General features: G+C 60.8%; 21 protein-coding genes and 1 tRNA gene. 14 read left to right on the plus strand and 8 right to left on the minus strand.

Annotated features, from left to right (window positions below; genetic code table 11):
- Nucleotides 1–3 precede the first annotated feature (3 nt).
- Genes AU072_RS13495 through AU072_RS13505 form a run of 3 tightly spaced genes read right to left on the minus strand, consistent with a single transcriptional unit; the run spans nt 4 to nt 3,015 of the window.
- Nucleotides 4–1,335 (minus strand): ABC transporter substrate-binding protein, encoded by a 1,332-nt coding sequence (locus AU072_RS13495; protein ID WP_064414234.1) that lies wholly within the window; start codon nt 1,333–1,335, stop codon nt 4–6.
- Complete coding sequence (locus AU072_RS13500) at nt 1,332–2,159, minus strand: carbohydrate ABC transporter permease (RefSeq protein ID WP_064414235.1); 828 nt, start codon at nt 2,157–2,159, stop codon at nt 1,332–1,334. Before AU072_RS13500 ends, AU072_RS13495 begins: the two co-directional genes overlap by 4 nt.
- Nucleotides 2,146–3,015, minus strand: coding sequence for a carbohydrate ABC transporter permease (locus tag AU072_RS13505; RefSeq protein WP_082680864.1), 870 nt, complete (start codon nt 3,013–3,015; stop codon nt 2,146–2,148). The genes AU072_RS13500 and AU072_RS13505 overlap by 14 nt, the downstream gene beginning before the upstream one ends.
- A gap of 46 nt (nt 3,016–3,061) precedes the next feature.
- On the opposite strand from AU072_RS13505, the gene AU072_RS13510 reads away from it, so the two are divergent.
- The 6 genes from AU072_RS13510 to AU072_RS28310 all read left to right on the plus strand — a co-directional run bounded on the left by AU072_RS13510 (nt 3,062) and on the right by AU072_RS28310 (nt 9,407).
- Nucleotides 3,062–4,582, plus strand: a complete 1,521-nt coding sequence (locus AU072_RS13510) for a TldD/PmbA family protein (protein WP_064414237.1) — start codon at nt 3,062–3,064, stop codon at nt 4,580–4,582.
- A complete protein-coding gene (locus AU072_RS13515; protein ID WP_064414238.1) occupies nt 4,579–5,952 on the plus strand; it encodes a metallopeptidase TldD-related protein in 1,374 nt (457 codons plus the stop codon). Before AU072_RS13510 ends, AU072_RS13515 begins: the two co-directional genes overlap by 4 nt.
- 52 nt (nt 5,953–6,004) lie before the next feature.
- Nucleotides 6,005–6,811 carry a carboxymuconolactone decarboxylase family protein gene (locus AU072_RS13520; RefSeq protein ID WP_064414267.1) on the plus strand — a complete coding sequence of 269 codons (807 nt, stop codon included), beginning with the start codon at nt 6,005–6,007 and terminating at the stop codon, nt 6,809–6,811.
- A gap of 119 nt (nt 6,812–6,930) precedes the next feature.
- Nucleotides 6,931–7,007: transfer RNA gene (locus AU072_RS13525), tRNA-Ile, on the plus strand.
- A gap of 263 nt (nt 7,008–7,270) precedes the next feature.
- Nucleotides 7,271–9,118: a hypothetical protein gene (locus tag AU072_RS28170; protein WP_133147286.1), complete on the plus strand. Its 1,848-nt coding sequence runs from the start codon at nt 7,271–7,273 to the stop codon at nt 9,116–9,118.
- A 112-nt stretch (nt 9,119–9,230) separates the two neighbouring features.
- Nucleotides 9,231–9,407 (plus strand): hypothetical protein, encoded by a 177-nt coding sequence (locus AU072_RS28310; protein WP_165595611.1) that lies wholly within the window; start codon nt 9,231–9,233, stop codon nt 9,405–9,407.
- A 225-nt stretch (nt 9,408–9,632) separates the two neighbouring features.
- Here AU072_RS28310 and AU072_RS13545 read toward each other — a convergent pair whose 3' ends face one another.
- The 4 genes from AU072_RS13545 to AU072_RS13565 all read right to left on the minus strand — a co-directional run bounded on the left by AU072_RS13545 (nt 9,633) and on the right by AU072_RS13565 (nt 12,369).
- On the minus strand, nt 9,633–10,355 hold the full coding sequence (locus AU072_RS13545) for a DUF1889 family protein (RefSeq protein ID WP_064414242.1): 723 nt from the start codon (nt 10,353–10,355) through the stop codon (nt 9,633–9,635).
- Nucleotides 10,356–10,382: 27 nt separating this feature from the next.
- Nucleotides 10,383–11,468, minus strand: a complete 1,086-nt coding sequence (locus tag AU072_RS13550; protein ID WP_064416725.1) for a DUF3644 domain-containing protein — start codon at nt 11,466–11,468, stop codon at nt 10,383–10,385.
- Nucleotides 11,469–11,692: 224 nt separating this feature from the next.
- Entirely contained in the window at nt 11,693–11,959 is a 267-nt protein-coding gene (locus tag AU072_RS28315; protein WP_064414245.1) for a hypothetical protein, read from the minus strand.
- Between the two features lie 77 nt (nt 11,960–12,036).
- Nucleotides 12,037–12,369 (minus strand): hypothetical protein, encoded by a 333-nt coding sequence (locus AU072_RS13565; protein WP_133147287.1) that lies wholly within the window; start codon nt 12,367–12,369, stop codon nt 12,037–12,039.
- Between the two features lie 373 nt (nt 12,370–12,742).
- On the opposite strand from AU072_RS13565, the gene AU072_RS13570 reads away from it, so the two are divergent.
- The 7 genes from AU072_RS13570 (at nt 12,743) to AU072_RS13595 (ending at nt 24,431) form a co-directional block, all read left to right on the plus strand.
- Entirely contained in the window at nt 12,743–14,167 is a 1,425-nt protein-coding gene (locus tag AU072_RS13570) for a hypothetical protein (RefSeq protein WP_235630307.1), read from the plus strand.
- Between the two features lie 145 nt (nt 14,168–14,312).
- Complete coding sequence (locus AU072_RS13575; RefSeq protein WP_064414247.1) at nt 14,313–15,152, plus strand: hypothetical protein; 840 nt, start codon at nt 14,313–14,315, stop codon at nt 15,150–15,152.
- A 541-nt stretch (nt 15,153–15,693) separates the two neighbouring features.
- Nucleotides 15,694–15,939 (plus strand): type I restriction-modification system subunit M N-terminal domain-containing protein, encoded by a 246-nt coding sequence (locus AU072_RS27625; protein WP_082680863.1) that lies wholly within the window; start codon nt 15,694–15,696, stop codon nt 15,937–15,939.
- Nucleotides 15,939–17,507 carry a type I restriction-modification system subunit M gene (locus tag AU072_RS13580; RefSeq protein ID WP_064414248.1) on the plus strand — a complete coding sequence of 523 codons (1,569 nt, stop codon included), beginning with the start codon at nt 15,939–15,941 and terminating at the stop codon, nt 17,505–17,507. Before AU072_RS27625 ends, AU072_RS13580 begins: the two co-directional genes overlap by 1 nt.
- On the plus strand, nt 17,504–18,628 hold the full coding sequence (locus AU072_RS13585) for a restriction endonuclease subunit S (RefSeq protein ID WP_082680862.1): 1,125 nt from the start codon (nt 17,504–17,506) through the stop codon (nt 18,626–18,628). The genes AU072_RS13580 and AU072_RS13585 overlap by 4 nt, the downstream gene beginning before the upstream one ends.
- Nucleotides 18,625–21,729: a type I restriction endonuclease subunit R gene (locus AU072_RS13590; protein WP_064414250.1), complete on the plus strand. Its 3,105-nt coding sequence runs from the start codon at nt 18,625–18,627 to the stop codon at nt 21,727–21,729. Before AU072_RS13585 ends, AU072_RS13590 begins: the two co-directional genes overlap by 4 nt.
- Before the next feature lie 113 nt (nt 21,730–21,842).
- Nucleotides 21,843–24,431 carry an AAA family ATPase gene (locus tag AU072_RS13595; RefSeq protein WP_064414251.1) on the plus strand — a complete coding sequence of 863 codons (2,589 nt, stop codon included), beginning with the start codon at nt 21,843–21,845 and terminating at the stop codon, nt 24,429–24,431.
- A gap of 88 nt (nt 24,432–24,519) precedes the next feature.
- On the opposite strand, the gene AU072_RS28175 is transcribed toward AU072_RS13595, so the two are convergent.
- The gene (locus tag AU072_RS28175) at nt 24,520–24,969 is read right to left on the minus strand and encodes a helix-turn-helix domain-containing protein (protein ID WP_133147288.1); all 450 of its coding nucleotides are present in this window, start codon (nt 24,967–24,969) and stop codon (nt 24,520–24,522) included.
- A gap of 272 nt (nt 24,970–25,241) precedes the next feature.
- Here AU072_RS28175 and AU072_RS28790 point away from each other — a divergent pair, with 272 nt between their 5' ends.
- On the plus strand, nt 25,242–25,376 hold the full coding sequence (locus AU072_RS28790) for a hypothetical protein (RefSeq protein WP_268874537.1): 135 nt from the start codon (nt 25,242–25,244) through the stop codon (nt 25,374–25,376).
- The last annotated feature ends 2 nt before the right edge of the window (nt 25,377–25,378 follow it).

A 25,378-nucleotide genomic window follows, 5' to 3' on the forward strand; every position in this document is an offset into this window, starting at 1 on the left:
TCGCTACCGCTGCGCGGCGGCGTTCGCGGCCTCCTGAGCCTTGTGCAGCGTTGTCGCCACGTCGCGTCGGCCGAGGAACATCTCGTCGAAATAGGGCTTGAGCGCGTCGAACCCCGCGGCGAAGCCGGCGCCGCCGGGGGCCTCGATGCGAACGCCGTCGAGCACATCGAAGAACGGGCTGACGTCGACGCCGCGGGAACGCCAGTACTCGTGGTAGACCCGCTGCGCGTCGAGCACCGCGGGAATCGCCGCGCCACCGGCACCGAGATACGCGTTGCCGCGGGCACCGCCCATCCACGCCAACACCTCGCGCACCGCCTCCGGATGCGCGGTGGCCGAATTGCCGGCGGCGGCAATCCCGTTCGTCACGCTGACGCGACCGACTGGGCCTTCGGGCAGCAGCGCGACTCCCCAGCGGAACGGGGCGGCATCGGCGATCGCCGCCAGGTTGTACGTTCCGGACTGAAACAGCGCCATCCTGCCCTGCAGGAACTGGTTGCGGGAGAAATCGCCGTTGTCGTTGGTCGCCGACGCGGGCGGGGCGACGTGCTCGGTGTTGATCAGCCCCACCAGATAACTGAACGCCTGGTCGGCCTGCGGGTTGTCGAACGCGAACCGGTCGCCGACGGCGAAGACCCCGCCCGCCGAACCGATGTAGTTGAGGTAGATGTTCTGCAGATCGTTGGCGGCGTTGTAGCCCCACTGCCGGATCCGCTGCGCGTCGAAACCCGCGGCATCGGCGGTGCGGCCCTCGTGGTCGAGGGTGAGGCGGGCCAACAGTGGACGCAGTGTGTCGACGGCGGGATCCGGGGACCAGCGCAGCGTGGTCAACTCGCCCGGGTCGATACCCGCCGCGGAAAGCAGGTCGGCGTTGTAGTACAGCCCGATGCCGCCGTCGGTCAGTTGCGGTACCCCGTACTGCGTTCCGTCGCGGGTGAACTGGTCGACGACCGATGGTTCCCACGCCCGCGCGCCCATCGTGGGATCGATGTCCATCAGGCGGCCGCTGTCGGCGTATTCGGCGAAGTAGGCGTTGCTGATCCAGAAGATGTCGTCGGCGCCACCGCCCGCGACATCGGTGCGCAGGCTGTCGAAGTACGTCGAGTAGGCGACGACGTTCACGCGCACCTCGATGCCGGTGTGCGCGCGCTCGAACTCGGCGAACGACTCGCGGTAGGCCGCGGCCACCTGCTCGTCCCACAGTCGCACGGTCACCACGGTGCGCCCGCCCGCGTGGTCCGGTTGCCCGAGCAGCATCGCCGCCACCAGCAGCAGCACACCCGTCAGCGCCACACCCGCAGCGAACAACGTGGAAAACCTCGGCCGCACACTCATTTCAGCCCCGTCACCACGATCGAGCGCACGATGTGGCGTCCCAGCGCGACGAACAACACCAGCAGCGGCACGATCGCCACCGTCGTCGCCGCCATCACCAGCGGCCACTGCGCGTTGTAACGCGACTGCAGACCCGCCGTCGCCACCGTCAGCACCTGCCACTGGTTGCCGCTGGTGATCACCAGCGGCCACATGAAGCTGTTCCACTGCGAGACAACCGTGATCAGCGCCAACGTCACCAGGATCGGCCTGCTCGCCGGCAACACCACATGCACGATGACGTCCAGCGTGTTCGCGCCGTCGATGCGGGCGGCGTTGATGAGGTCGCCCGGGATGCCGCGAAAGTACTCGCGCAGCAGGAAGATCGCGTACGGCGAACCGAACATGAACGGCAGCACCAACGCCCAGAAGGTGTTTCGCAGGCCCGCCTCGGCCATCATCAGGTACAACGGCACCACGGTGACCGTCGCCGGCACCATCAGCGTCGCGACGTACACCCAGAACAGCGCGTCGCGGCCGGGAAACCGCAGACGTGCGAACGCATACGCCGCCAGCACGGAGAACGTCAGCTGACCGAGCAGGATCACCGCAGTCATCAACGCGGTCACGACGACGGCCCGCCCGAAACCGGCATCGGCCAGGTTCGCGTAATTCTGCAGCGTCGGCGGTGACGGCAGTGACAGCGGTGAGGCCGCATCGAATGTGCGCGGATCGCGCAGCGAGGCCATCGCGCCGAGGATGAACGGCGCCAGCGTGATCAACGCGCCCGCCAGCAGAACGGGGTAGATGAGGACGGCCGACGTGACCCGGCTAGGTGAGGTCATAGCTGATCCGTCGACGGAAATACAGCTGCTGGACGATGGTCACGCCGACCAGCAGGACGAACAACACCACCGCCATCACCGCGGCCCGACCCACCGCCGCAGTGCCGAACGCCTCGGCGTAGATGCGGTGCGCCACCAGGTCGGTCCGGTTCTGCGGGCCGCCGCCGGTCAACGCGTACACGGTGTCGAAAACCTGGGCGGCGCTGATGATTCCGGTCACCAGCACGAAGAACAACGTCGGCCGCAACATCGGCAGCGTGATGTGCCGGAACCGCTGCCACGCCGTCGCGCCGTCGGTGCGGGCGGCGTTGTGGACGTCCTCGGGGATGTTGAGGATGCCGGCCAGGAAGAACAGCGTCACGTATCCCACGTTGGTCCACACGACCACCGCCGACACCACCGGCAGTGCGAGCGTCGGATCGGTGAGCCATCCGACCTGGCGGCCGAGCACGGCGCTGACCGCCCCGTCGGTGGGTGCCAGGATCCAGCGCCACAGCACCGCGATCGCCAGCGGTGCGCAGATCCACGGCAGCACGTACAAGGTCCGGAAGAAGCCGCTGCCGGGCAGCCCGCGGGCCAGCAGCGCGGCGGCGATCAATCCGAGGACGGTCTGCACGGGCACCACCAGCACGACGAACACCACCGTGACGACCAGCGAGGTGCCGAAGGACGGGTCGGTCAGCACCGAGTGCCAATTGTGCAGGCCCACAAACTCCATCGGGCTCAGCAGGTCCCACCGGTGCAGCGACAGCCAGGCCACCACGAGCATCGGCAGCAGCATGAACGCGACGACTCCGAACAGGCTGGGGGCCAGGAGTGCGTACGCGGTCGCGGTGGTGCGGCGCCGTTGTGCCATCCGAGTCATTAAAGCGGCCCCACGGCGGCACCACTACGGTGGTGGCGTGAGGGCTACCCGACCAGTGGACTCCGACTTCCTCGACCTGCCGCGCACACAGCTGGCCGACGCGGCGACGTCGGCGGCGCTGGCCGCCGGCGCCAGCTACGCCGACCTTCGCATCCACGCGATCACGTCGGAGTTCGTGCAGTTGCACGACGGTGAACTGCAGACCGCGGTCGTCGACCGGGAGATCGGCCTGGCGGTCCGGGTGCTCGTCGATGGGACGTGGGGCTTTGCCTCGCATGCCGAGCTCAGCGCGGAGGTCGCCGCCGCGACCGCGCGCCGCGCCGTCGGGGTGGCACGAACTCTGGCGGCCCTGAACGCCGAGCGCATCGAGTTGGCTCACGAACCCGTGTATTCGGACGCCACTTGGGTTTCGGACTATCGGATCGACCCGTTCGCCGTCGGCACGTCCGACAAGCTGGCGGTGCTCGGTGAATACTCCGGGCGGCTGTTGGCTGCCGACGGTGTCGACCACGTCTCGGCCGGCCTGCACACCGCCAAGGAGCAGACGTTCTACGCCGATACGTTCGGCTCGACGATCACCCAGCAGCGGGTGCGGGTGCAGCCGTCGCTGGAGGCGGTCGCCGTCGACGCCGCGGCCGGGACGTTCGAGACGATGCGCACGCTGGCCCCGCCGACGGCACGGGGATGGGAGTACGTCGCCGGCGACGACGTGTGGAACTGGACCGAGGAACTGGCCATGCTGCCGGCGTGGCTGGCCGAGAAGGTCAAGGCGCCCAGCGTCACGGCCGGGCCGACCGATCTCGTCATCGATCCGTCGAATCTGTGGCTCACGATCCACGAATCGGTCGGCCACGCCACCGAATACGACCGGGCGATCGGATACGAGGCCGCCTACGCGGGGACGTCCTTCGCCACGCCCGACAAGCTGGGCACCATGCGCTACGGCTCACCGGCCATGAACGTGACCGCCGACCGGACCGTTGAATACGGTTTGGCGACGGTGGGATTCGACGACGAGGGAGTGCAGGCGCAGAAGTGGGACCTGGTGCGCGACGGTGTCTTCGTCGGATACCAACTGGATCGGGTGTTCGCACCGCGGCTCGGGGTGAAGCGCTCCAACGGGTGCGCCTACGCCGATTCGCCGCACCACGTGCCGATCCAGCGGATGGCCAACGTGTCGCTGGAGCCGAGCGCCGACGAGGTGAGCACCGAGAACCTGATCGCCCGCGTCGACGACGGGATCTACGTCGTCGGCGACAAAAGCTGGTCGATCGACATGCAGCGCTACAACTTCCAGTTCACCGGGCAGCGGTTCTTCCGCATCCGCGACGGCCGGCTCGACGGCCAAGTGCGCGACGTCGCATACCAGGCGACGACGACGGACTTCTGGGGCTCGCTGGAGGCCGTCGGTGGACCGTCGACGTGGCGGCTCGGCGGGGCGTTCAACTGTGGCAAGGCGCAACCCGGGCAGGTGGCGGCGGTGAGCCACGGCTGCCCGTCGGCGTTGTTCCGCGGAGTGAACGTGCTCAACACCCGGGCCGAAGGCGGACGGTCATGATCGGCGCACAGCAGGTGGTGGAGACCGCGCTAGCCGATGCGGCCCGGTTGGGTGGGGCCGACGACACGGTCGTGTTGGTGACCGATCGGGCCGACGCGTCGTTGCGGTGGGCGGGCAACTCCATGACCACCAACGGCGAGTCCACCACGCGCTACACCACGGTGATCTCGGTGGTGCGCAAAGGCAGTGCATCGCATGTCGGCTCGGTGCGGTCCAGCGAGGTCGACCCGTCGACGATCGCCGGTCTGGTGGCGGCGTCGCAGGAGGCGGCGCGCTCTGCGCCGGAGGCCCGCGACAGCGCGCCGTTACTGGCCGGGGGCGACGCACCACCGGATTGGGATGCGCCGGTGCCGAGCACCGGAGCGGAGGTGTTCCTGCCGGTGGCCGACGGCCTCGCCCGTGGGTTCCGCGGCAGCGACCGGCTGTACGGCTATGCGCGGCACATCCTGGAGACGACGTTCGTGGCGACTTCGGGCGGGCTGCGGCGGCGGTACACGCAGCCGACGGGTTCGGTGGAGATCAACGGCAAACGCGACGGCGCCAGCGCGTGGGTCGGTGTCAGCACTGCCGACTTCGTCGATGTGCCAATCGATTCCATGCTCGACGAGTTGTCGATGCGCCTCGGCTGGGCCCGGCGCACGGTGGAGTTGCCCGCCGGCCGCTACGAGACGATTCTGCCGCCGTCGGCGGTGGCCGACCTGATGATCTTTTTGACCTGGGCGATGGACGGGCGGGGCGCGCAGGAAGGCCGCACGGCGTTCTCGGCGCCGGGCGGTGGCACGCGGGTGGGGGAGCGGCTGACGGATCTGCCGTTGACGCTGTACTCCGATCCGTTCGCCTCGGGACTGGCGTGCACGCCGTTCGTCGCGACGTCGACGTCGTCGGAACGGATTTCGGTGTTCGACAACGGGATGGACATCGACCGGGTGGACTGGATCCGCGACGGCGCGATCAATGCGTTGGCCTATTCGCGGGCGGCCGCCGCGGAGTTCGACGCGGCCCCGGCGGTGCCGGCGGACAACCTGCTGATGACCGGTGGGGAGTCGGAACTGGCGGACATGATCGCGGGGACCGAGCGCGGGCTGCTGCTGAGCACGCTGTGGTACCTGCGGGCGGTCGACCCGGCGGTGCTGCTGTTGACGGGACTGACCCGGGACGGCGTGTATCTGATCGAGGACGGCGAGGTGACGGCGGCGGTCAACAACTTCCGGTTCAACGAAAGCCCGTTGGACCTGCTGCGCCGTGCGACGGAGGCGGGCGTCGGCGAGGTCACGTTGCCGCGCGAGTGGGGTGATTGGGCGACGCGGGCGTCGATGCCGTCGTTGCGGATTCCCGACTTTCACATGTCCTCGGTCAGTCAGGCGCAATAATCGGTGCGTGGGCGCTGATGAGCTTGCCGATCGGATCGCCGGCTTGGTGGCGATGTCGTCGGGTGACGGCCAACGGGACACGCTGATCCGGTTGACGTGCGGCAGGTCGTTGTCGTTGCCGCCGCTGGCGGTGCAGGTCGACCTTCTCGACGAGGCCACCGAAGCGGACCGGGTGGTGGCGGCGTTCGCCGAGCAGTTCGCAACGGATGTGTCGGGTATCGGCGACAACCAGCGCAAGCGGCTGTTGGAGACGTTGGGCGACAACGCGTTTCGGACCGTCGTCGCGATCTTCATCGCGGACTTCGTGCCGCGGGCGTGGGCGGGCTGTGAAGCACTGGGATTGGGTCGACCCGGCCATGTCAGCGAGGTCGAGTGGGATCCGGTCTCCGATCCCGTCGATGCTCTGCTCAACGGGTTCGCACCGGCGGTGGCGCGGTTACGGGCGCTCGATCCGGTGACGACGGAGATCGTCCGGTTGCGGGGCGCGACCCAGCACAACTGCAGGTTGTGCAAGTCGTTGCGCGACGGCGACGCGTTGGATTCGGGCGGCTCGGAGGAGATGTACGGGCAGATCGAGGACTATGAATCCGCCGAGAGCCTGACCGAGGCGCAGAAGGCGGCGCTGCGGTACGTCGATGCGCTGATCTGGTCGCCGGCGAGCATCGAGGCGGATGTGGCTGCGGCGGTACGGCGTAATTTCTCGGAGAAGCAGGCGTTGGAGCTGACGCTCGATGTCATGCGCAATGCGTGCAACAAGATCGCGGTATCGCTGGGCGCCGATGCGCCGCGGGTGACCTCGGGCACCGAGCGATACTCGATCGGCGGCGATGGGCAGCCGGTGTACGCCGATATCGCCTGACGGCTCCGGGGACAGTGCTGTAGGTGCCCACCTTGCAGCGAAAAATTCGCTGGTAGCGAATTAGTCGCTGCGAGGTGGGCACATCGCGATATGGGACGATGGTGCCGCGCAACGCGCCGGGGGCGGTAGCTCAGTCGGTTAGAGCCGCGGACTCATAATCCGTTGGTCGCGGGTTCGAGCCCCGCCCGCCCCACCATGACAGTATTCCAGATCTGTGACATGTCGCGGCGCTCGTGGACAACGGAGGTCGGAGAACGCGCGCGGGTCACTCTCCTGCAGGGCCTGAACCTAAGTCGGTTCTGATTGGGCATCCCGCCTGGAGGCGGGGCAGCGGTCGGTTTCTGGCTTAACTCAACGGCAAGCCGAGGGAGCCCACCGGCGGAGACTAGTCCCATCCCGCGGGTTATCGATGATTTGCCCGTACAGATTGGTCATGGTCGGGCACAATTTGCTAATGCGGTGGTGCCACCTTCGCGTCGTGCAGCTGATGGAGCGATCACGGAAGTTGGTTCGATACTTCGAAGTCATCGGACCGGATGCTCTGTCTGGGGGCTGCGCACTTTGAAGTTGATTGCACGCATCGGTGTGGTTGTCTGTTACGCGGTCCTCGCACCACTCTTTGTGGCATCCCTTATCGGCGCTGGCTTCGGCATCTTGTATTGGTTCGATGGCGTGTCGATACAGCTGTCCGCTCCAGGCCGTGTTGGGCTTTTAGTTCTCGCGCTGGTAATCTACGCCGCTCATCTGCTGTATTGGTCAAAGAACCATGGTTCCGCTTTCACGATCAACCCAGACACCGACGTGGTATCTGGAACGTTCAATGTATTGACTGACGCCGAGGCCAAGAGTGATTTCGAGTCCGCCTATAAAGATGTCTATGAGCGCTTTAATCTCGGGAACTCCGAGCAGTCAAACGGTTTAATACGACAATTGGTGAAGCAATCGTTCCGCCGAAGGGTCCATGAGCGCGTAGAGATCGTCAACCAGGAGATCTGCCATGATATCACATTCAACTTGTGGACTAATAAATGGAAGGCTTTGCCCGAGGGCGGATTGTTAGTAGCAGTAACGCGGCTGGAGAAGCAATCCCCTTATGAGCAGCTCTCGCTGTGCGACAAAGATGGCAAGGCGATTGAGGTAGTCAACTACCGCCACGCGATGGGCGTTCTGTATGGACTGATCCGATCTCAAATCGAGCCCTACAAGTTGTTTAACCCTAATCTTGATGAATGTAAGATCCTGACAGAGCTCGCAGCTCTCATTGCGGCACCAGTCATTACTCTTGAAGAAGAGAAACGACGTCAAAGAATATATACCGATGTAACGGGCGACGTGCATAAAGCTTCTGGATCATCGCCCGACAACAACATTCTTTTGTGGACTCTGTTGACCATTGCGTTAGAACGCCGACCAGTGCTGGCCATCGTACCGAATTCAAGTTCAAATACCAATTCGACGGCGCGTGAATCGGTGATCACGCTACGCTATCGAGAGAGATTGCAATCGACCGGACTACCTGAGGGCCTACGTCGTGATTGGTGGAGGCGTTGGCGTCAAAGCGCTCGTACGCGAATAGGCCTTACACCAGCTCAGTTTTTCCTGAAGGCCACACGTGCCCGATCCGCATCCACCTACAAGATGACGTTCACGGCGCCGACGGGAGCGTATATACACGAAGCGCGAGCATATTCTGACGATCAAAACAAGTGGATACCAATTCTCGATAAGCATGCCTATTACAACACGTTCGTTGGATGGACCGACCCGAAGGGCCGTAGTCAATCATCTATGGGATGCAGATTACTGAACAAAACGAAGATTAAGGACTTACGTTTCTACGTACGCTTGCGCGAAAGGCCGCCGGGCAGAGTCGGAAGCGCATTAGTTGTCGCTTTGGCCGCGATGATCATCGTGTGGATAGCTGGCTTCGTGGCGGAGGCCGCGGAAAAGCCCGACAACAATGTCGACGTAGTTGCTCTGACTCTAGCATTTCCGGGCGTGCTCGCAGTCTGGCTAAGTGTCACGGGACCCGCCCAGCTCGGTCCTTTTCGCTCAATCCCCGCCTTCATATCGATGCTTGTAAGCGGCCTTGTATCGGTGTGCTCAATTGTTTTGTATATGGCGAACACGTCGAACAAATTTGAAGATACCGCCCTAGGCGCCGAAAGATCGTTTTTCTTCATGGAGGGCAAGCTTTGGTCCGTGCTATTGGCGATTGCAATGGTCAATTTCATCGGAATTGCGTCGGTCTTTCTAATAGCCGTTCATCGTTACATGGGCCTTATCGCGCCTCAAAAGAAGAATTAATGGGTTGACGCTGCGGCTGCCGTGTGGGATAATGCCATCCCAGAAAGGTTCAATTCAGATAATCAATAATTGAATAGAAAACTGAAATCGGATGGCTAGGAGGCAATGGGGCGTGATCAGGGTGCTTGAATTGGCGGGACCACAGGATGCCGAGTTGCAAGATCAGGTCGACGGCCTGACAGACGACACGGTCGAAAGAGCGCTGGAACAGCAACAGGCCAACCTTGAAGCTCTGCGCAAACGAGAGGAAGCGAAAAGCAACAGCAGGCGGTCGGTGGTACAGCCCTGAACGCGGCTGTCGAAGAGCCTGACACCACAACCCCTGAAACCCCGTCCGCGGAAGAACAAGGTCCCGGAACCTCCCAGTTAGGAGAAGCTAATCTTGGAGACCCTGGCTTCTAGACACCTGACGTAAGCCCCCACCCCACGCCTCCCAGTTGCATCCGCTCGATCGGTATCCCTGACCTCTTTGGCGCACAAGCACTTTGCTCCGATCCCTCATCAGGCGTGGCCGCTAGGCCTTCTCAGCATTTCGTCGCCAGATGTCGAGGATGTCCGAACGGAATGGATATCCACCCTTCAACTTCACGCGAGTGCCCGCCTCGAACTTGGCCGCAAGTGTCCGGAGCCGCTCCGCACCACGCGTCTGCCAGCCGTTCGCGATAGCCCACGAGTAGATGGCATCCGGTAGCAAGCGATAGCCGCCGTCTTTGAGCGTGCGGAGGACAGCGACGGCGTCGCGGTGATCTAGTGAGCCTGCCAGATTATTGCCCATGTTGACCGACTGGGTCAGTGTCTTCAAGCCTTGAACGACAACAGGATCCAGTGATTTGTGCTCTGGCATAACGGCCGGCCCGAGTAGCTCAGGCATCGCCGCGGCCGCCCAAGCATCAACTTCACCCTTTACCCAAGGGACGACGCACAGTGCCCGGGTGCGTCGATCCTCGGCGATCTCGCCCAGCTTCTCACGCGTTGGCCATACCGCAAGGACGGGGCCACCATTCCAACCTCTGGCAGGGCTTCGCCACGTCGCGACCGGAACTCCGGTACGTCGGATGAATTCGGAGAGGAGGTTGTTGTGATCGACATTCGCCCGGCCGGGTGCAAAGATCAACGGCTCCCCGCCCACCTCATCGACCATCGACATCAGCCAGCGCAGTCCGTCGCGCAGTCCGCGGTCGCCATGCTCGGGGCCGGCCGCGATTGCAGTCGGGTAGTTGCGGTCGCTCTTTAACATCTCAACGCCCGGGGATCACAGAGGTTCTCATGACGCGGCCGCCCGTTCCGCGATGACCTGAACCGGGGTGACTCCAAGCAGTTCGCGCAAGCCATCAGCCGTGCTCAGATGGCGCACGAGGTGATCAACGTACGCCGTGCTGTATGTGTAGTCGCCGTGCGGCTCGTCGTACCGGCAGTACTGTTCCGTCGTCCGCTCAGGGTTTGTGCTACCCACAGGTGGCCGAACCGACTCGATTTTCCACGCCCCTACGAAGTGAGCCATGTTGAACACGAACGGAATTCGGGCGGCGACTGCTTCAACGACCTGCCGTGGCCTCATCCACCCGCAGTTGCTGACATCGCGCTGCTGTTCACGTACCAGCACCAGGCCGGTTTGCCGCAGGACCGCCCTTTGCTCCTCCGTCATGTCAGCTTCCCGTACAAACCGGATCGGCAGCCCGGTCGCCGGGTTGGTGACCAGCTCGAGATGCGCCCGCAGCCGCATGTCGTACTCGTTATCCTCGCGAAGGTCAGTCGGCAGACCCTGCGTGCACTGCACGATGAACCGCTTCAGCGCCTTCGGTAAGTTGTCCTGCAGCCGTTCGAGCGCCTGTTGCCCCTCGGTCGTAAATGACCCGATGAAGACGGGAAAGCGCAGCTTCGTCGCCAGCGTGAAACCTGAACCAAACTGGCTCGTCAGCTCATCCTCAAAATTGAGTAGCAGCGCTTGCGACTTGCCGCCAACCGCGATGGCCAGCTCTTGCTGGAAACGGGTGTATCGGTGTTCGATTTTGTTCCGCAGTGCGATGAAGAACTCGATGTTGGCTCGTACGGCGGTTTGAGTGGGCCAGCGCTCCAGAACGCACTTGACCAGCTCCCACGTCTTAGGCTCACCGTCAACCTTCTCGAAGCGCCGGGGGTTGTCCTTGCGTCGGTACCGGTAGTCGATGCCGTCACGCTGGAATTCGGCATGAAGGAGGTAGAGCCACGCAAGGTGCATGTGCAGGATGAAGCTCTCGAACGAGCGCCTTTCCGAGGGGTCGTTGTAGAGCTTGACGGCAAGGCACGCCTCTTCGCGGGCGGCGTCGACCGACGACTTCCATCGCGCGGGGCGGGGCACTGCTGAGATCACTTCCTTTCAGCAGTTCAGCGTACAGCTAGCCACCGACAAACTGGTCGAGCGAGCGCTCAATCGTGTCGGTTGCCGGGATCCCAAGATTGTCGGCAGAGTGGGAGACACTGAAGGGCTGCGGTTTCCACCGTGGCTGGCGCGCCATCGGCGTTCCTGCGATGGCCGCCACGGTCATGGCGCTGCTCGGCTGGGAGCCGGTAGGCCGCGTAGGCCGGTCAGCCATCTCACGGGGAAGTGAGACGACAGATCCGGTGAGCCTCGTCAGGAACAGGAAGGAGGGCAGGCGCGATGGCGAGGAAGTCGAGCAGTAGCAAGGTCACCAGCGCGAAGGTCGCTAAGAAGGCCTCCGCGATCTTGCGCGACGGCCGGACATCGTCGAAGACGAAGTCGGTCGCCGGTAGCGCCTTGGCGCAAGCCAGGGGCAAGCGCAAGTAGCGCAACGCGGTCGCCAGCAGGGCCGGCTCCTCTGCTGGCGACCTGCCGTTATACATGACAGACGGCCTTCCTCGTGGCCTTCCAGTCCAGCTGGTTCAAATTCAGCCTGTGCACCGTCCACATTTTCTACGGTTCAGAATCCGGGGCTGATCTCAAGCATCGAATTCAGGAAATAGAACGGTTGGTGGCATTCCTCGCCAAGCGTCAGGACGCCGAGGTTCGAGCCGACAAGAAGGCGACGGAAGCCCGCGGCGGCAGGTTCGCGCCGACGCAAGTCGAAAACTACATCCTGCTTGGCGATTTCAATGTGGTCAGTCCGCAGCACGAGACGATGCAGGCGCTTAAGAGCAAGGGGTTCAAGGTTCCCGACGCCATGGACGGCGACGCGGTACGGCGCGAGGGCGAGCACTTCTACGACCAGATCGCCGTGCCGGTCAAGGATGAGCGCTTCGTCGTTCTCTGCCACGATACAAACGTCTGCCGCGATAACAGACACCTCGACAGTGGCTACTTTCGGTGCAGTGGGAACCGGCACCAAGGGCGAGATTTACCTGCACGCCAAAGTCACTACGGGCGCTACTGCGGGCGCTGTGACAATCGGATTCGCTCAGGGAACGTCCGACGGCACCGCAAACCACCGTGTATGCCGACTCGTTCCTCAACTACGTGAAACGTGTCTAAACCGACGCCATTCCTGCCTCAAGCTGATGTGGTTTATTTCACCGACAGGAAGTGTGGACTCGGCCGCCCGACCCCCAAATTTCCGCCTCTCGTAGGTGGCTGGCTGTTTCGTCTGACAATTCTCGCGGCGAGCGCATCCGCTCGCCAAGTGATCGAATATGCCGGTGGCACTTGACACTCCGCTCAACACCCGTCAGCTCGATGTGCTCCAGTGGATCGGCGACCGCTGCCCCGAGGGTCGCTGGACAGACTTCAACTTCAAGGCAACTGCTGCTGCTTTGCAGAACAGAAGGCTGGTCACGGTGACCAAACGCGGCGGATGGCAGGCAAAGATCGAACCGGCTGGCGTCTACTACCTGAAGCACGGCGACTATCCGGCTGACCACTTCCCGAACAAGCGGCGGTCGTACAGCCGAACGATGCGGTTGATGCATTCAGAGCACGGCAAGCCGCAGCGGCCGCTCACTCGCCCCGGGCCCGACGAACCGACGCCAACGCGAAAACTGTTGCAAGACATCATCGAGGCGGGCGGCGTCTTGGAGTTCAACACACGCGACGACGACATCAACTACGCCAGCCTGGTCGCGATCATCAACCGGCGGCAGATGGCGCCGGATGGCCAGCAAGTGATCCTGATGGATGGCGTCGACTACTACCACAAGGTGCTGCGGCTGTCGTCGGTCGCGGAGTGGAAGACACAGCCGCCAGCCGAGGTCGTGGCCGCCGAACGCATCGGGCGCTGGCACCCCGCGGTGGCGGCGCTGCGTAGTGAGAATCGCCTGAGTTCGATCGAACCATCGCAGCGCCAGCGAGCGCTGCGGCTGCTGCACTCCCTGGCGCGTGAGGCCGAAGCTCGCGGTTACACCGTGCAGGAGTCGCCGAAACGGGAGCCTCGCGGGTACGGCTACCACGACCGTGAGCAGCTACCTGGCTGCATGATTGTCGGCGTCGCGCCGATCAAGTGCTCGGTCGGGATGGCGCAGCTGAAAGACAAAGTGCCGCACGAGGCAACGATCAAGGAACTCGAACGAGCCAAACGGGAGTCGTGGTACCGGATTCCGACCCACGACTCCGTGCCGTCCGAGCGGCTGTCGATCACGCTGAACACCGACAGCCGGTACTCGTCGGGGGTGTCGTGGTCGGATACCAAGACCATTCCGCTGGAGTCGAGGCTGCCAGACATCATGACGCTGTTCGAGCGCTGGACGCTCATCCACACCGAACGCACCGAAGCCGAACACCTCGCGGAGATCGAGAAACAGAAACGGATCGAGCGCGAAAATGAGCTCGCCCGCCAGGCGTACGTGCAACATGCACAGGGGGAGCAGCTGATCGCGAACCTCAAAGATTGGGAGCTGGTGGGCAGGCTGGGCCACTACCTCGCCGACATGGCTGATCGGGTCGAGCACATCATCGATGACGACGAACGAACCGCGGCGGTCGAATGGTTGGAGTGGTGCAAGCAGTACATGGCTAAGCGCGACCCGTTCTCGCGGCCGATCAAAACGCCGAAGGTCAAGCAGCCCGACTACAGCGACATCGACAAGTTCCGCAGGCGCATCGGGACCGGTTCGTGGTGGTGACGAGCGGCCGCAGTCACCACCCTCCTTTGAACTGCGCCTCAGCGCGTCAACGGTTCTTGTCGGTGCTCTGTGTCGCGCTATCGAGTACCTCCCGGTCAATATTCGATAGCGGTTGTCGCGCGTAGTTCCTACTCTTGGAAGCGAAATGCTTAACTTGAAAGACGCGTTTGCCGGACTCGAGCAGGCCAAGAAGCAGGAACGGACGCTACAGAAAGCCTTCAATGATTGGGCGCAGAGCGGTGGTATCCAAGTCGTCGGTGAGCGCGACCCGGTGTACGCCCGGTATGGGTGGTTCGTTGTTATGCACAGGGAACCGAGCGAAAACCTCGCCCTCGTCGCTGGGGAAATCTTTAATAATCTCCGAAATGCGCTCAACTACATAGCTTTCCAGATCTATACAGTTGGCGGCGGTGACCCTACAGTGAAGCAGGCCAAAGCCGTCGCGTTCCCGATCGTCGAAGAAGAAGAGCGATGGAAAACAGTCGTCGCGGCAAACGTGCCTAACGCTTGGGATGAAGCAGTCGAGAAGTTGACGTGGTGTCAGCCCTTCGTTCAAATCGGTCCTCAATCCACCGCACTGCCAGCTCTGCGCGGTGTCGGCGCAACCGATAAGCACCACAACCTTGTTCTGTACGCCATGGCACCGTTGTCCATCGGTGGCATCGCTCCCGAGCTTAAAGAAGACCAGGGAGTGATCATGATGGCGCAGCCGGGTCCGGTCGTGAAGCTGGAAGAACCAGGACTGATCGGCATGGTTTATATGACGAAGGGTCAGAACGTACCCCCAGATGAAGAGAACCTCGTCCCTTGGTCGGAAGCCGTTGAGCTTCAGCCACCGCCCCCGCCAACGGTGCAGTTTGGGTTCCGAGCGACGGACGGCTCCGAGGTAACTATCGAAGCGATTGGCGGCCTTATCTCGTACGTCGAGGAGATCTTGAACCGATTCTCCAAGCTAAAGAAACCGAAGCAGAGTCAAAATTCATGACGGCGATCTGTCGCATGCCGTCAAGTCATAGCGGCGCCTGAACCGACAGGACATCGGGCATTGCACTTCCACCAGGGGTGTGGGTTCGAACGTATGTACGATGGGTCCCGTGCCGTGGCTTCACCGCACCTGTCGCGGCTATGAGGAGGACCGGCCGCTGTATTGCCTGGCCGGTCACCAGCTCGGCCCGCACAAAGTACTGGTAGGCGTCATGCACTGCGAGTGTGGAGTGCTCCACCGGACCCATTGGTGCAGGACTTGCGCGGTGACTGTCTCACACTTCCGCTCGGAAAACGGTGCCGATCTCGGGCGTTGGACGGGCGGTAACAGCCCTGCGCTTGGAGCGTGTTGAGTTCCTGTGACAGCAATTCGCAGGTTGAGTCGCGCTTAATCGCAAAGGTTGTCGCCCTCTCATCGTAGGCTTCTACCGGGAGGCTAGGGCAAAGGCTGAAAAGTGGCTCTGACCTGGGAAAACGCTGAGCAATTTGATAAAATAGCAGTCATTAGCAAGAACAATTAACTCGGAGGATGTCCAATCCATATGGCGAGAGCAGCAGCCAAGGCGAAGCCTAAGCAAACCAAGACACTTGAACAGCGACTCTGGGACGCTGCTGATGCACTGCGAGGCAATCAGGAACCCAGTGTGTACAAGCACGTTGTTCTCGGCCTGGTCTTCCTGAAGTACATCTCCGACCGGTTCGAGGAGCGGCGCGCGATCCCGGCCAAGCTGAGCGAGCTGACGACCCCCTGCCCCGCCAACCTGAGCGTGAGGGTGGTGACCTGGTAGTGGCTCCTGCAACAAAGGAGGCTCAGCGGGCCGAGCTCCACAAGACGATATGGCGCATTGCCAACGAGCTACGTGGCGCCGTCGACGGCTGGGACTTCAAGAGCTACGTGCTCGGCATGCTCTTTTATCGGTTCATCTCTGAGAACCTCACTGCCTACCTGAACGAGCTGGAACGCGCAGCTGGACAGCCCGACTTCGACTACGCCGCACTCGGCGACGCAGATGCAGAGTTCGGTCGTGAAGAAACGGTCAAGGAAAAGGGCTTCTACATCCTTCCCAGCGAGCTATTCGCCAACGTCCGCGAGCGCGCTGGCAAGGACGAAAACCTCAACGAGACGCTTCAGAAGGTCTTCAAGAACATCGAAGGTTCGGCGATCGGCGCGGACAGCGAGGACGACATCAAGGGTCTGTTCGACGATCTCGATGTCAACAGCGCCAAACTCGGCAATACCGTGGCCAAGCGCAACGAGAAGTTGGTCAAGCTACTAAACGCAATCGGTGATCTGAACCTTGGCGACTTCAACGACCACGCCATTGATTCGTTCGGTGACGCCTACGAGTACCTCATGACGATGTACGCGTCGAGCGCCGGCAAGTCCGGTGGCGAGTTCTTTACTCCGCAGGAAGTTTCGGAGCTACTGGCGAAGATCACCGTCGTCGGGAAGAAGTCGGTTAACAAGGTCTACGACCCGGCATGTGGATCGGGGTCGTTGCTGCTGAAATTCGCCAAGGTGCTTGGGAAAGACAAAGTGCGGCAAGGCTTTTTCGGCCAGGAGATCAATTTGACCACCTACAACCTGGCACGCATCAACATGTTCCTGCACGACATCAACTACGAGAAGTTCGACCTCGCGCACGCCGACACGTTGACGGACCCGCAGCACTGGGATGATGAGCCGTTCGAGGCGATCGTCTCTAATCCGCCGTACTCGATCCATTGGGCAGGCGACAGCAATCCGCTGCTCATCAATGACCCGCGCTTTGCGCCTGCCGGTGTACTTGCGCCGAAGACCAAGGCCGATCTTGCCTTCACGATGCACATGCTTTCGTGGCTCGCGGTAAACGGCACGGCTGCAATTGTCCAGTTTCCCGGGGCGCTCTACCGTGGCGGCGCCGAGCAGAAGATCCGCAAGTACCTAGTCGATAACAACTACGTCGACACTGTAATTCAGTTGCCAAACGATCTATTCTTCGGCACGACGATCACGACATGCGTTCTCGTGCTAAAGAAGTCGAAAAAGGACAACGCCGTCCTTTTCATAAACGCCTCGCACGAGTCGAAGCGGTTCGGCAACAAGAACAAGCTGCTGCCGGAACATCAGGAGAAGATCCTCGACGCCTTCAACGCCCGGCAAAACATTGATCACTTCGCCGCGCTCGTCCCGTTCGAAGACATCAAGGCAAACGACTACAAACTTGCCGTCTCGTCCTACGTCGAGCAGGACAACACCGCCGAAGCCGTTGATATCACCGCTCTGAACGCCGAGATCGCCGAGATCGTTGCTCGCCAGACAAAACTCCGCGAACAGATCGACTCCATTGTTGCCGACCTGGAGAGTGCCTCATGAGTGGAATCGGCGAGCTGATTACCAGGCTTGCTCCAGGTGGTGTCGCATATGAGCCCATGGGAAAAGTTTTCGAGATGAAGGCTGGAAGGAGTATCCGAACGGCTGCAATCTCGCCGGTTCGTGACCATACTCATCCATTCCCCTGCTATGGGGGAAACGGAATCCGTGGCTATGTTGCTGAATACAGTCATGATGGGGAATATCTGCTGATTGGTCGACAGGGTGCGTTAAGCGGCAACGTGAAGCTTGCGAGTGGAAAGTTCTATGCCACCGAGCACGCCGTTGTAACGGAACCGCATTCGCCTCCCACGATAGACGTCGGGTGGTCGTACCACCTGCTAATAGCGATGGACCTCAATCAGTACGTCTCGCAGGGCGCGCAACCGGGGCTCGCTGTCGGCACTCTTGCGAAAATTGCGATGCCAGTTCCGCCTCTCGAGTTGCAGCGCGAGATTGTTCGCATGCTTGACTCGTTTACTGCTCTGGAAGCGGATCTGAAAGCAGAGCTGGAGGCTCGCAGACGCCAGTATGGTCATTACCGAGATATCCTCTTCGATTTCGACCACACAGCGGTCAGATGGGCGAAGCTGCCCGAAATATCTACGAACCTCGACTCGCGACGGCGGCCGGTCACGAAATCCTCGCGCATCGCGGGGGAGATTCCTTATTACGGTGCATCAGGTGTTGTCGACCATGTGCGCGACTACATTTTTGATGGTGACTACCTCCTTGTTTCAGAGGATGGTGCGAATCTCCTAGCACGGTCTACGCCCATCGCGTTCTCGATTTCAGGCAAGACATGGGTTAACAACCACGCGCACATTCTGGAGTTCCCAACTTACTCTCAGAGGCGATTCGTAGAGATATATCTGAACTCGATTGACCTTGCACCGTTCGTAAGTGGTGGCGCGCAGCCAAAGCTGAATCAGGCGAACCTGAACAAGATCCCGATTCCCAGTCCAACACTGGACGAGCAGGATCGCATTGTCGGCATCCTCGACAAGTTTGACGCTTTAGTGAACGATCCCCAGATCGGTATTCCAGCCGAGCTCAACGCTCGACGTAAGCAGTACGAGTACTACCGCAACTGCCTGCTGAGTTTCCAGGAGTTGGCAGCATGACCGAGGCCAGGGCGGTCCGTTATGACCGGATCGCCGTCTCTTCTGAGAGCACGGTCGTCGCGGAGTTTGTACCGGATGCCAAAACCGCAACGGAGTATCAATCCGAAACGCAGTTGGAGCGTGAGTTCATCAAGATCCTGCAGTCGCAGGAGTATGAGCACCTGAAAATTACGAGTGAGCAAGACCTGATTGCCAATCTGCGGATGCAGCTTGAGGCGCTGAACGACATCACGTTCACCGACACCGAGTGGGAGCAGTTTTGCAAGCAGCGGATTGCCGGTGAGGGAGAAGGTGTCGCCGAGAAGACAATTCGCGTCCAAGAGGACTACGTCCAGCTCCTGACGCGCGACGACGGCTCGACCAAGAATGTCAAGCTGATCGACAAGAGCAACATCCACAACAACACGCTGCAGGTCATCAACCAGTACAAGGTCGGCCAGGGTGAGGGCGGCGCCACGTACGCCAACCGCTACGACGTGACTGTACTCGTGAACGGGTTGCCGATGGTGCACATCGAACTCAAGCGGCGCGGTGTCGCTATCCGCGAGGCCTTCAACCAGATCAACCGCTACCAACGCGACAGCTTTTGGGCTGGCTCAGGCCTTTTCGACTATGTGCAAATGTTCGTCATAAGCAACGGTACGCACACCAAGTACTACAGCAACACCACTCGGCGTCAGCACATCAATGAAGCCGCCGGCTCGAAGAAGGCAAAGAAGACCAGTAACTCGTACGAATTCACCTCGTGGTGGGCGGATGCCACCAACAAGCCAATCCAGGACTTAACTGCCTTTGCGACAACATTTTTCGCGCGACACACACTTCTCAACATCCTGACCAAGTACTGCGTATTGACGGCTGACCGGATGCTACTTGTGATGCGTCCATATCAGATCGTGGCGACTGAACGCATCCTGCAGAAGATCGACATATCGACCAACTACAAGAAGCTCGGCACTGTGGACGCCGGGGGATACGTCTGGCACACCACCGGGTCAGGCAAGACGCTAACGTCGTTCAAGACTGCACAGCTTGCTACAAAGAACCAGAGCGTTAACAAGGTCCTGTTTGTGGTCGACCGCAAGGATCTCGACTACCAGACCATGCGTGAGTACGACCGCTTCGAGAAGGGCGCTGCCAACTCCAACACCTCAACTCGTGTGCTGAAAAAGCAACTCGAAGACCCGAGCGCCAAGATCATCATCACCACGATCCAGAAACTCGCAACGTTCATCGGCGCCAATAAAGATCACCAAATCTATTCAGGCCACGTGGTCATCATCTTTGACGAGTGCCACCGTTCACAGTTCGGCGACATGCATACAGCGATTACCAAGGCGTTCAAGCGCTACAACCTCTTTGGCTTTACCGGCACGCCGATCTTCGCCGTGAATGCAGGAACTGGCGGCAACGCGCAGCTGCGGACGACGCCCCAAGCTTTCGGCTGCTACTTACACGGCGATCCGCGTGACTGCCCGCCAGAGCAGCACCCGACGGCGGCACACACGTACACCATCGTCGACGCGATCAACGACAAGAACGTCCTGCCGTTCCGCATCGACTACGTCAACACCATCAAGGAACAGGAAGGAATTGCCGACAAACAGGTCTCCGCTATCGACACCGAGCGTGCACTCCTGGCGCCAGAGCGCATCCGCCAGGTCGTCGAATACACGCTGGAACACTTCGACCAGAAGACAAGGCGCCAAGAGGGCTATTCGCTCGGTGAGCGCCGCGTGCGCGGCTTCAACGCGCTGTTCGCCACTGCCTCGATCGACGCTGCCAAGACTTACTACAGCGAGTTCAAGAAGCAGCAGCAGCCGCTGCCAGAAGGCCGCCGGTTGAAGGTCGGCCTCATTTACTCATTCGCTTCCAACGAGCCCGTAGAGGACGGCGCCCTCGAAGAAGAAGGCTTCGAGACCGATGTTCTGGACAAACCCTCGCGCGACTTCCTGGAAGGTGCGATCGAGGACTACAACGCGTACTTCGGCACGAGCTTCGACACCTCATCCGACAAGTTTCAGAACTACTACAAAGACTTGTCACTACGACTGAAGAATCGCGAGATCGATGTCGTCATCGTGGTCAATATGTTCCTAACCGGTTTCGACGCCACGACACTCAACACGCTGTGGGTCGACAAGAACCTGCGCGCCCACGGCCTGATCCAGGCCTACTCGCGCACTAACCGAATCCTGAACTCGGTCAAGACGTACGGCAACATCATCAGCTTCCGTGACCTCGAGGAAGAGACCAACGACGCCATCGCGCTCTTTGGCAACAAAGACGCAGGCGGCATCGTGTTACTCAAGCCGTATGCCGAGTACTACGACGAGTACGCCGACAAAGTCACCGAACTGCTGCAGCTGTTTCCGCTGGGACAGCCGATCGTTGGGGAGAGCGCGCAGAAGGCATTCATCACCCTGTTTGGTCAGATCCTGCGGCTGCAGAACATCCTGACATCATTCGATGAATTCGCCGGCAATGAGATACTCACACAGCGCCAGAGCCAGGACTACCGCAGCGTCTACCTCGACCTCTACGCCGAGTTCCGCAAGGCCGCGGACGCCGACAAAGAGTCAATCATCGATGACGTCGTCTTCGAGATTGAGCTCATCAAGCAGGTCGAAATCAACGTCGATTACATCCTGATGCTCGTACAGAAGTACCGCCAGGCGCACGGTGAGGGCGAAGACAAGGAGATCCGCGCCGAGATCAGCCGGGCTGTCGACGCCAGCCCGAGCCTGCGCAACAAGAAAGACCTCATCGAGGACTTCGTCGACTCGATCTCGGCCACTGGCGAGATTGACGAAGAGTGGCGCGAATATGTCGCTACGAAGAAGGCCGAGGAGCTCGACCGGATCATCGCTGAGGAGGGTCTCAAGCCGGAGGAAACACGCAAGTTCGTCGAGACTGCCTTCCGCGATGGCGCCATCCAGACGACTGGCACCGCCATCACCAAAGTGCTTCCGCCCGTAACGCGTTTCGCTGCCGGAGGTGGCCATGGCGAGAAGAAGCAGCGCGTCCTCACCAAGCTCGGCGCGTTCTTCGAGCGCTTCTTCGGTCTGAGCGCGACGACCGGTGGGGGTCCCGATGATTAGCGGTAACGACTCTCCTGTGCTTGAGAAGGCAATCAACTCGTTCTACACCACGCCGAGCTCTTCGCGACCAACGGGGAAGGCTCCGCCGTGACCAAGGGAAGCGAAGCACTGACATGACCGCGGAAGAACAGGATGCTTCTTACGAGGAAGGACCCCGCGCGCCAGATCCGCGAGAAACGTTGGCCGCCTGGGCAAATGATCAAGATGAGTGGCTACGCTTCATCGTACGCAATGTACTTAGTAGCGGTCGGCCTCTAGCCGAGGGGGTCCTCGAACAGGCCTACGCTCTTTTCAGGCAGGAGAAGGGTCTAGATCCTCGGTCCCTACTGGCAGAACCGCCCCTCGCGGTTGAGACACGGGACGAAGATGCCGAATTCCCTCTTGTGATCACGAAGCTGTCTGACGTGACTGGTGTGAATGCCCTTGTTTCTGGATCAGTCATCGAGCCGCACGCTGGCTTGACGATCCTCTTTGGCGAGAACGGTACTGGCAAGACTGGTTACGCCCGGATCTTCAAAGCGCTGGCTGGCAGTCGCACAGCTGACCAAGTGATCCTGGGTGACATCACTGCAGGAGAGGAGCAGCCGCAATCAGCGCATATCTCGTATGCATTAGGGAACGACAACAAGGAGTTCATCTGGACTGGCGAGCATGCGGTCGTCCCATTCACACGCTTGTCCATCTTCGACAGCCCGTCGGTCAACTATCACGTCGATGAAGATCTGGAATATGTTTATGTGCCGACCGTTCTGTCGTTGTTCAACCATGTCATATCGGGTGTCAAAGCAGTACAAGGACATATTGAGAGCGCGATCAGCGATCTAGGGACCGCTTCATCCACGCTGCTGAGTCGGTTTCCGAGGAATTCCACTGTCTATCCGCTGATCGAAACACTCGGTGCTTCTACAGATCTCACGGAGCTCAGAGCGCGAGCGGACGACGACTCCCAGGTCGACGAACGTATCGACGTCCTCCGTCGAGCAGTTGCCGCTTTGGAGGCGAACACCATTGGGACCGAGATATCGACGGGTCAAAGGCACGAGCGCGTACTCAAGCAGGCACAGGCGGCTGCTGAAACGTTGGCCACGCTAGATGTCGCCGAGTACAACGCAGCCCTCAATCGGAGAGCCGAACTCCGAGAGGACTATAAGGCATTCCGAGCTGAGCTGTTCGCTGCTGCCAACCTACCGGCGGAACCGGAAGAGGCATGGGAGGCCTTTGTTTCGAGCGGTGACCGATACAGACAGCATCTTGAAGAGCTCGGCGTTCATGACGAGTCGAGGTGTCTATATTGCCGTCAAGCACTCAGTGACACAGCTGGCCAACTGATTGAGAAGTATCGAGACTATCTGGCCGACAAGATTTCTAAAGATCTTGCGGACGTCGGCACAAAGATCGCGAGCCTCGCCATGCCCGTTCGACAACTGGACATAACTGAGATGACGGCGTTCCTTACAGAATTCGAAGAGCGTGAGGACCGACCAACGTTCTATGGTCACCTCCAGTCCCTGGACGGCCTCATCGAACGCGCTGTACAAGCCGCCAACAACGAATCACGCTTTTCGGAGGAAGATTCCACAGCCGCGCAGGTGCTTCTGCAGGAGCTTGTTTCGTCACTACAGACCGTCGTGCAGAAGGTGGAGGAGCTTAAGCAGCAAGCTGCGAATAGGGCCGGTGCGCTTGCGGAGAAGCGGCATGAACTTACGGAGTTGATTGCTTCCGCCGAACTGGCTAAATCATGGTCGGCTATCCAGAGTCAGGTTGAGCGCGCGAAAGAGGCTGACAAACTACGCATTCTCGCCCGACCGCTCCCCGGCACGTGCAGAGCAGTGACTGAGCTCGCGAAATCGGCTAGTGATCAGTTGATCAACCAAAACTTCGACAAGCTATTCGCAGAGGAATGCAACGCACTGCGGGCCCCAACCTTGAACGTTGAATTCGTTGGCCGCCAGGGTAAAGCGCAGCGCCGCAAGACTATGGTCGGCAAACATAAGCCGTCGAAGGTACTTTCCGAGGGCGAGCAGAAGGTCTTAGCGATGGCGGACTTCCTGGCTGAGGCACGCCTTGCGGGCATCACGGCGCCCGTCATCTTCGACGACCCGGTATCGAGCCTTGACCATCGGCGGATAAACGAGGTCGCGGAACGCGTTGCACTCCTCGCCGAGAATCACCAGGTTATCGTCTTTACGCACGACATCTTCTTCGCCACTACGCTTCTCGCTCTATTCGAAAACTCGAAGCGCTGCAGTTATTTTCAAGTCACAGATGAGGGAGGCAAGGGTCAAGTCACTCGGGCTTCAGGTCCCCGATGGGACACCTTGTCGAACCTCAAGGCGAACATTAACAAGACCATTGAGGCCGCAAAAGCTGTTGATGGAGAAGCTCGCGCCGCCCTGGTCCGTGAGGGCTACGACTGGATTCGTTCTTGGTGCGAGGTGTTCACGGAAACGGAACTTCTGCAGGGGGTGGCGCAGCGATATCAGCCCCAAGTGCGTATGACGGTCCTTCCAAAGATCAAGGCGACAGCACTTCCCGCTGCGGTTGAAGTTGTCACACGTGTGTTTGAAGAGGCGTGTCGTTACATTCCTGGGCATTCGCAACCACTACCGACACTTGGTGTTGCGCCAACGCTGTCTGGGCTAGAGGCGCACTGGAAGGAGCTCCAGGACTGCCGGAAGGCCTATCTCGATGCCGAGCCGTAGTGCGTCGGCACCGACACCGATTACCTTGCCGCCATCGCTTTCTCGAGACGCGCAGAAGGTTTACGCGGTGTCGCGTTACCCAAAACCGCTAACCCTGCGGCTTGCTCCCGCCCCGCGGTCGCATCACTACACCGGCGGACGCCAGCGCTCGGCGTACGGCATTAGGAGAGAGGCCGAACTGTTCACCAAGCTGTGCGAGCGTTGCTCCGCCTCGGTACCGTTCGACCGCCGCAGGCACGTCACCAGCGGCCAACCCCTGACCCCGCATCGTGACACCATGTTCATGCAAGAGCTTGACGACGCTGCCCTGACTGAGTTCGTAGCGCTTCCGAAGCTGTGTAGTGGAGGTGCCATCTCGGTATGCCTGGACCAGCTCGGCGATCGTCTCAGCGGGCAGCCGTCGGTCCACCCGTTGCATTCGAACTTCCCGTTCAAGGCTTCTGACCGGCATTTTTGCCGATTTCTGCGCCAAATCGACCATCCGCCGCAGCCGTCGCCCCTGGTACACAGGTTTCGAGTAACGTTTCAGCAGCTCCACTTCACACGTGTCTCACTGCGGTTGACGGGTGACATTCGGTCTTCGGGTGCTGCCCGGACAGTGTTTCGGCTGATGGTTGACAGTTACTTCGGCTGATCCTTGACACTCCCTGCGGCCGGGCACCGTCGGCCGCTCGGGTCGACCGATCGGTGGACGCCGATTCCCCCGTCGAATCCACCGCTCTGCGGACTGTTCAAGCTGTCGCCGCGGGCGATAGTCGAATCACCGAACGGGCCTCGACCAGCGGGCCTGGCAACAGAAAGGTAGCCAACATGAGCAAGATGAAGAACGCCACGCAGAAGGTCGCCGTCGGCAGGCTCACCATCACCAGCCCCGCCGGACGATCCGCTCCCGCCAACTGCGGGTGCATTCAACCCCGCGCCGATGTTTCGTCCGGGAGACGGTGATC

The organism is Mycolicibacterium novocastrense, assembly GCF_001499835.1.
GTDB classification, from domain to species: Bacteria; Actinomycetota; Actinomycetes; order Mycobacteriales; family Mycobacteriaceae; genus Mycobacterium; species Mycobacterium novocastrense.

Excerpts from the sequence above, each read along its gene's own strand:
- AU072_RS13495 (WP_064414234.1), bottom strand. The coding sequence starts at position 1,335 with ATGAGTGTGCGGCCGAGGTTTTCCACGTTGTTCGCTGCGGGTGTGGCG.
- AU072_RS13500 (WP_064414235.1), bottom strand. The coding sequence starts at position 2,159 with ATGACCTCACCTAGCCGGGTCACGTCGGCCGTCCTCATCTACCCCGTT.
- AU072_RS13505 (WP_082680864.1), bottom strand. The coding sequence starts at position 3,015 with ATGGCACAACGGCGCCGCACCACCGCGACCGCGTACGCACTCCTGGCC.
- AU072_RS13515 (WP_064414238.1), top strand. The coding sequence starts at position 4,579 with ATGATCGGCGCACAGCAGGTGGTGGAGACCGCGCTAGCCGATGCGGCC.
- AU072_RS13520 (WP_064414267.1), top strand. The coding sequence starts at position 6,005 with ATGTCGTCGGGTGACGGCCAACGGGACACGCTGATCCGGTTGACGTGC.
- AU072_RS13545 (WP_064414242.1), bottom strand. The coding sequence starts at position 10,355 with ATGTTAAAGAGCGACCGCAACTACCCGACTGCAATCGCGGCCGGCCCC.
- AU072_RS28315 (WP_064414245.1), bottom strand. The coding sequence starts at position 11,959 with ATGTATAACGGCAGGTCGCCAGCAGAGGAGCCGGCCCTGCTGGCGACC.
- AU072_RS13570 (WP_235630307.1), top strand. The coding sequence starts at position 12,743 with ATGCCGGTGGCACTTGACACTCCGCTCAACACCCGTCAGCTCGATGTG.
- AU072_RS13575 (WP_064414247.1), top strand. The coding sequence starts at position 14,313 with ATGCTTAACTTGAAAGACGCGTTTGCCGGACTCGAGCAGGCCAAGAAG.
- AU072_RS27625 (WP_082680863.1), top strand. The coding sequence starts at position 15,694 with ATGGCGAGAGCAGCAGCCAAGGCGAAGCCTAAGCAAACCAAGACACTT.
- AU072_RS13585 (WP_082680862.1), top strand. The coding sequence starts at position 17,504 with ATGAGTGGAATCGGCGAGCTGATTACCAGGCTTGCTCCAGGTGGTGTC.
- AU072_RS13590 (WP_064414250.1), top strand. The coding sequence starts at position 18,625 with ATGACCGAGGCCAGGGCGGTCCGTTATGACCGGATCGCCGTCTCTTCT.
- AU072_RS13595 (WP_064414251.1), top strand. The coding sequence starts at position 21,843 with ATGACCGCGGAAGAACAGGATGCTTCTTACGAGGAAGGACCCCGCGCG.
- AU072_RS28790 (WP_268874537.1), top strand. The coding sequence starts at position 25,242 with ATGAGCAAGATGAAGAACGCCACGCAGAAGGTCGCCGTCGGCAGGCTC.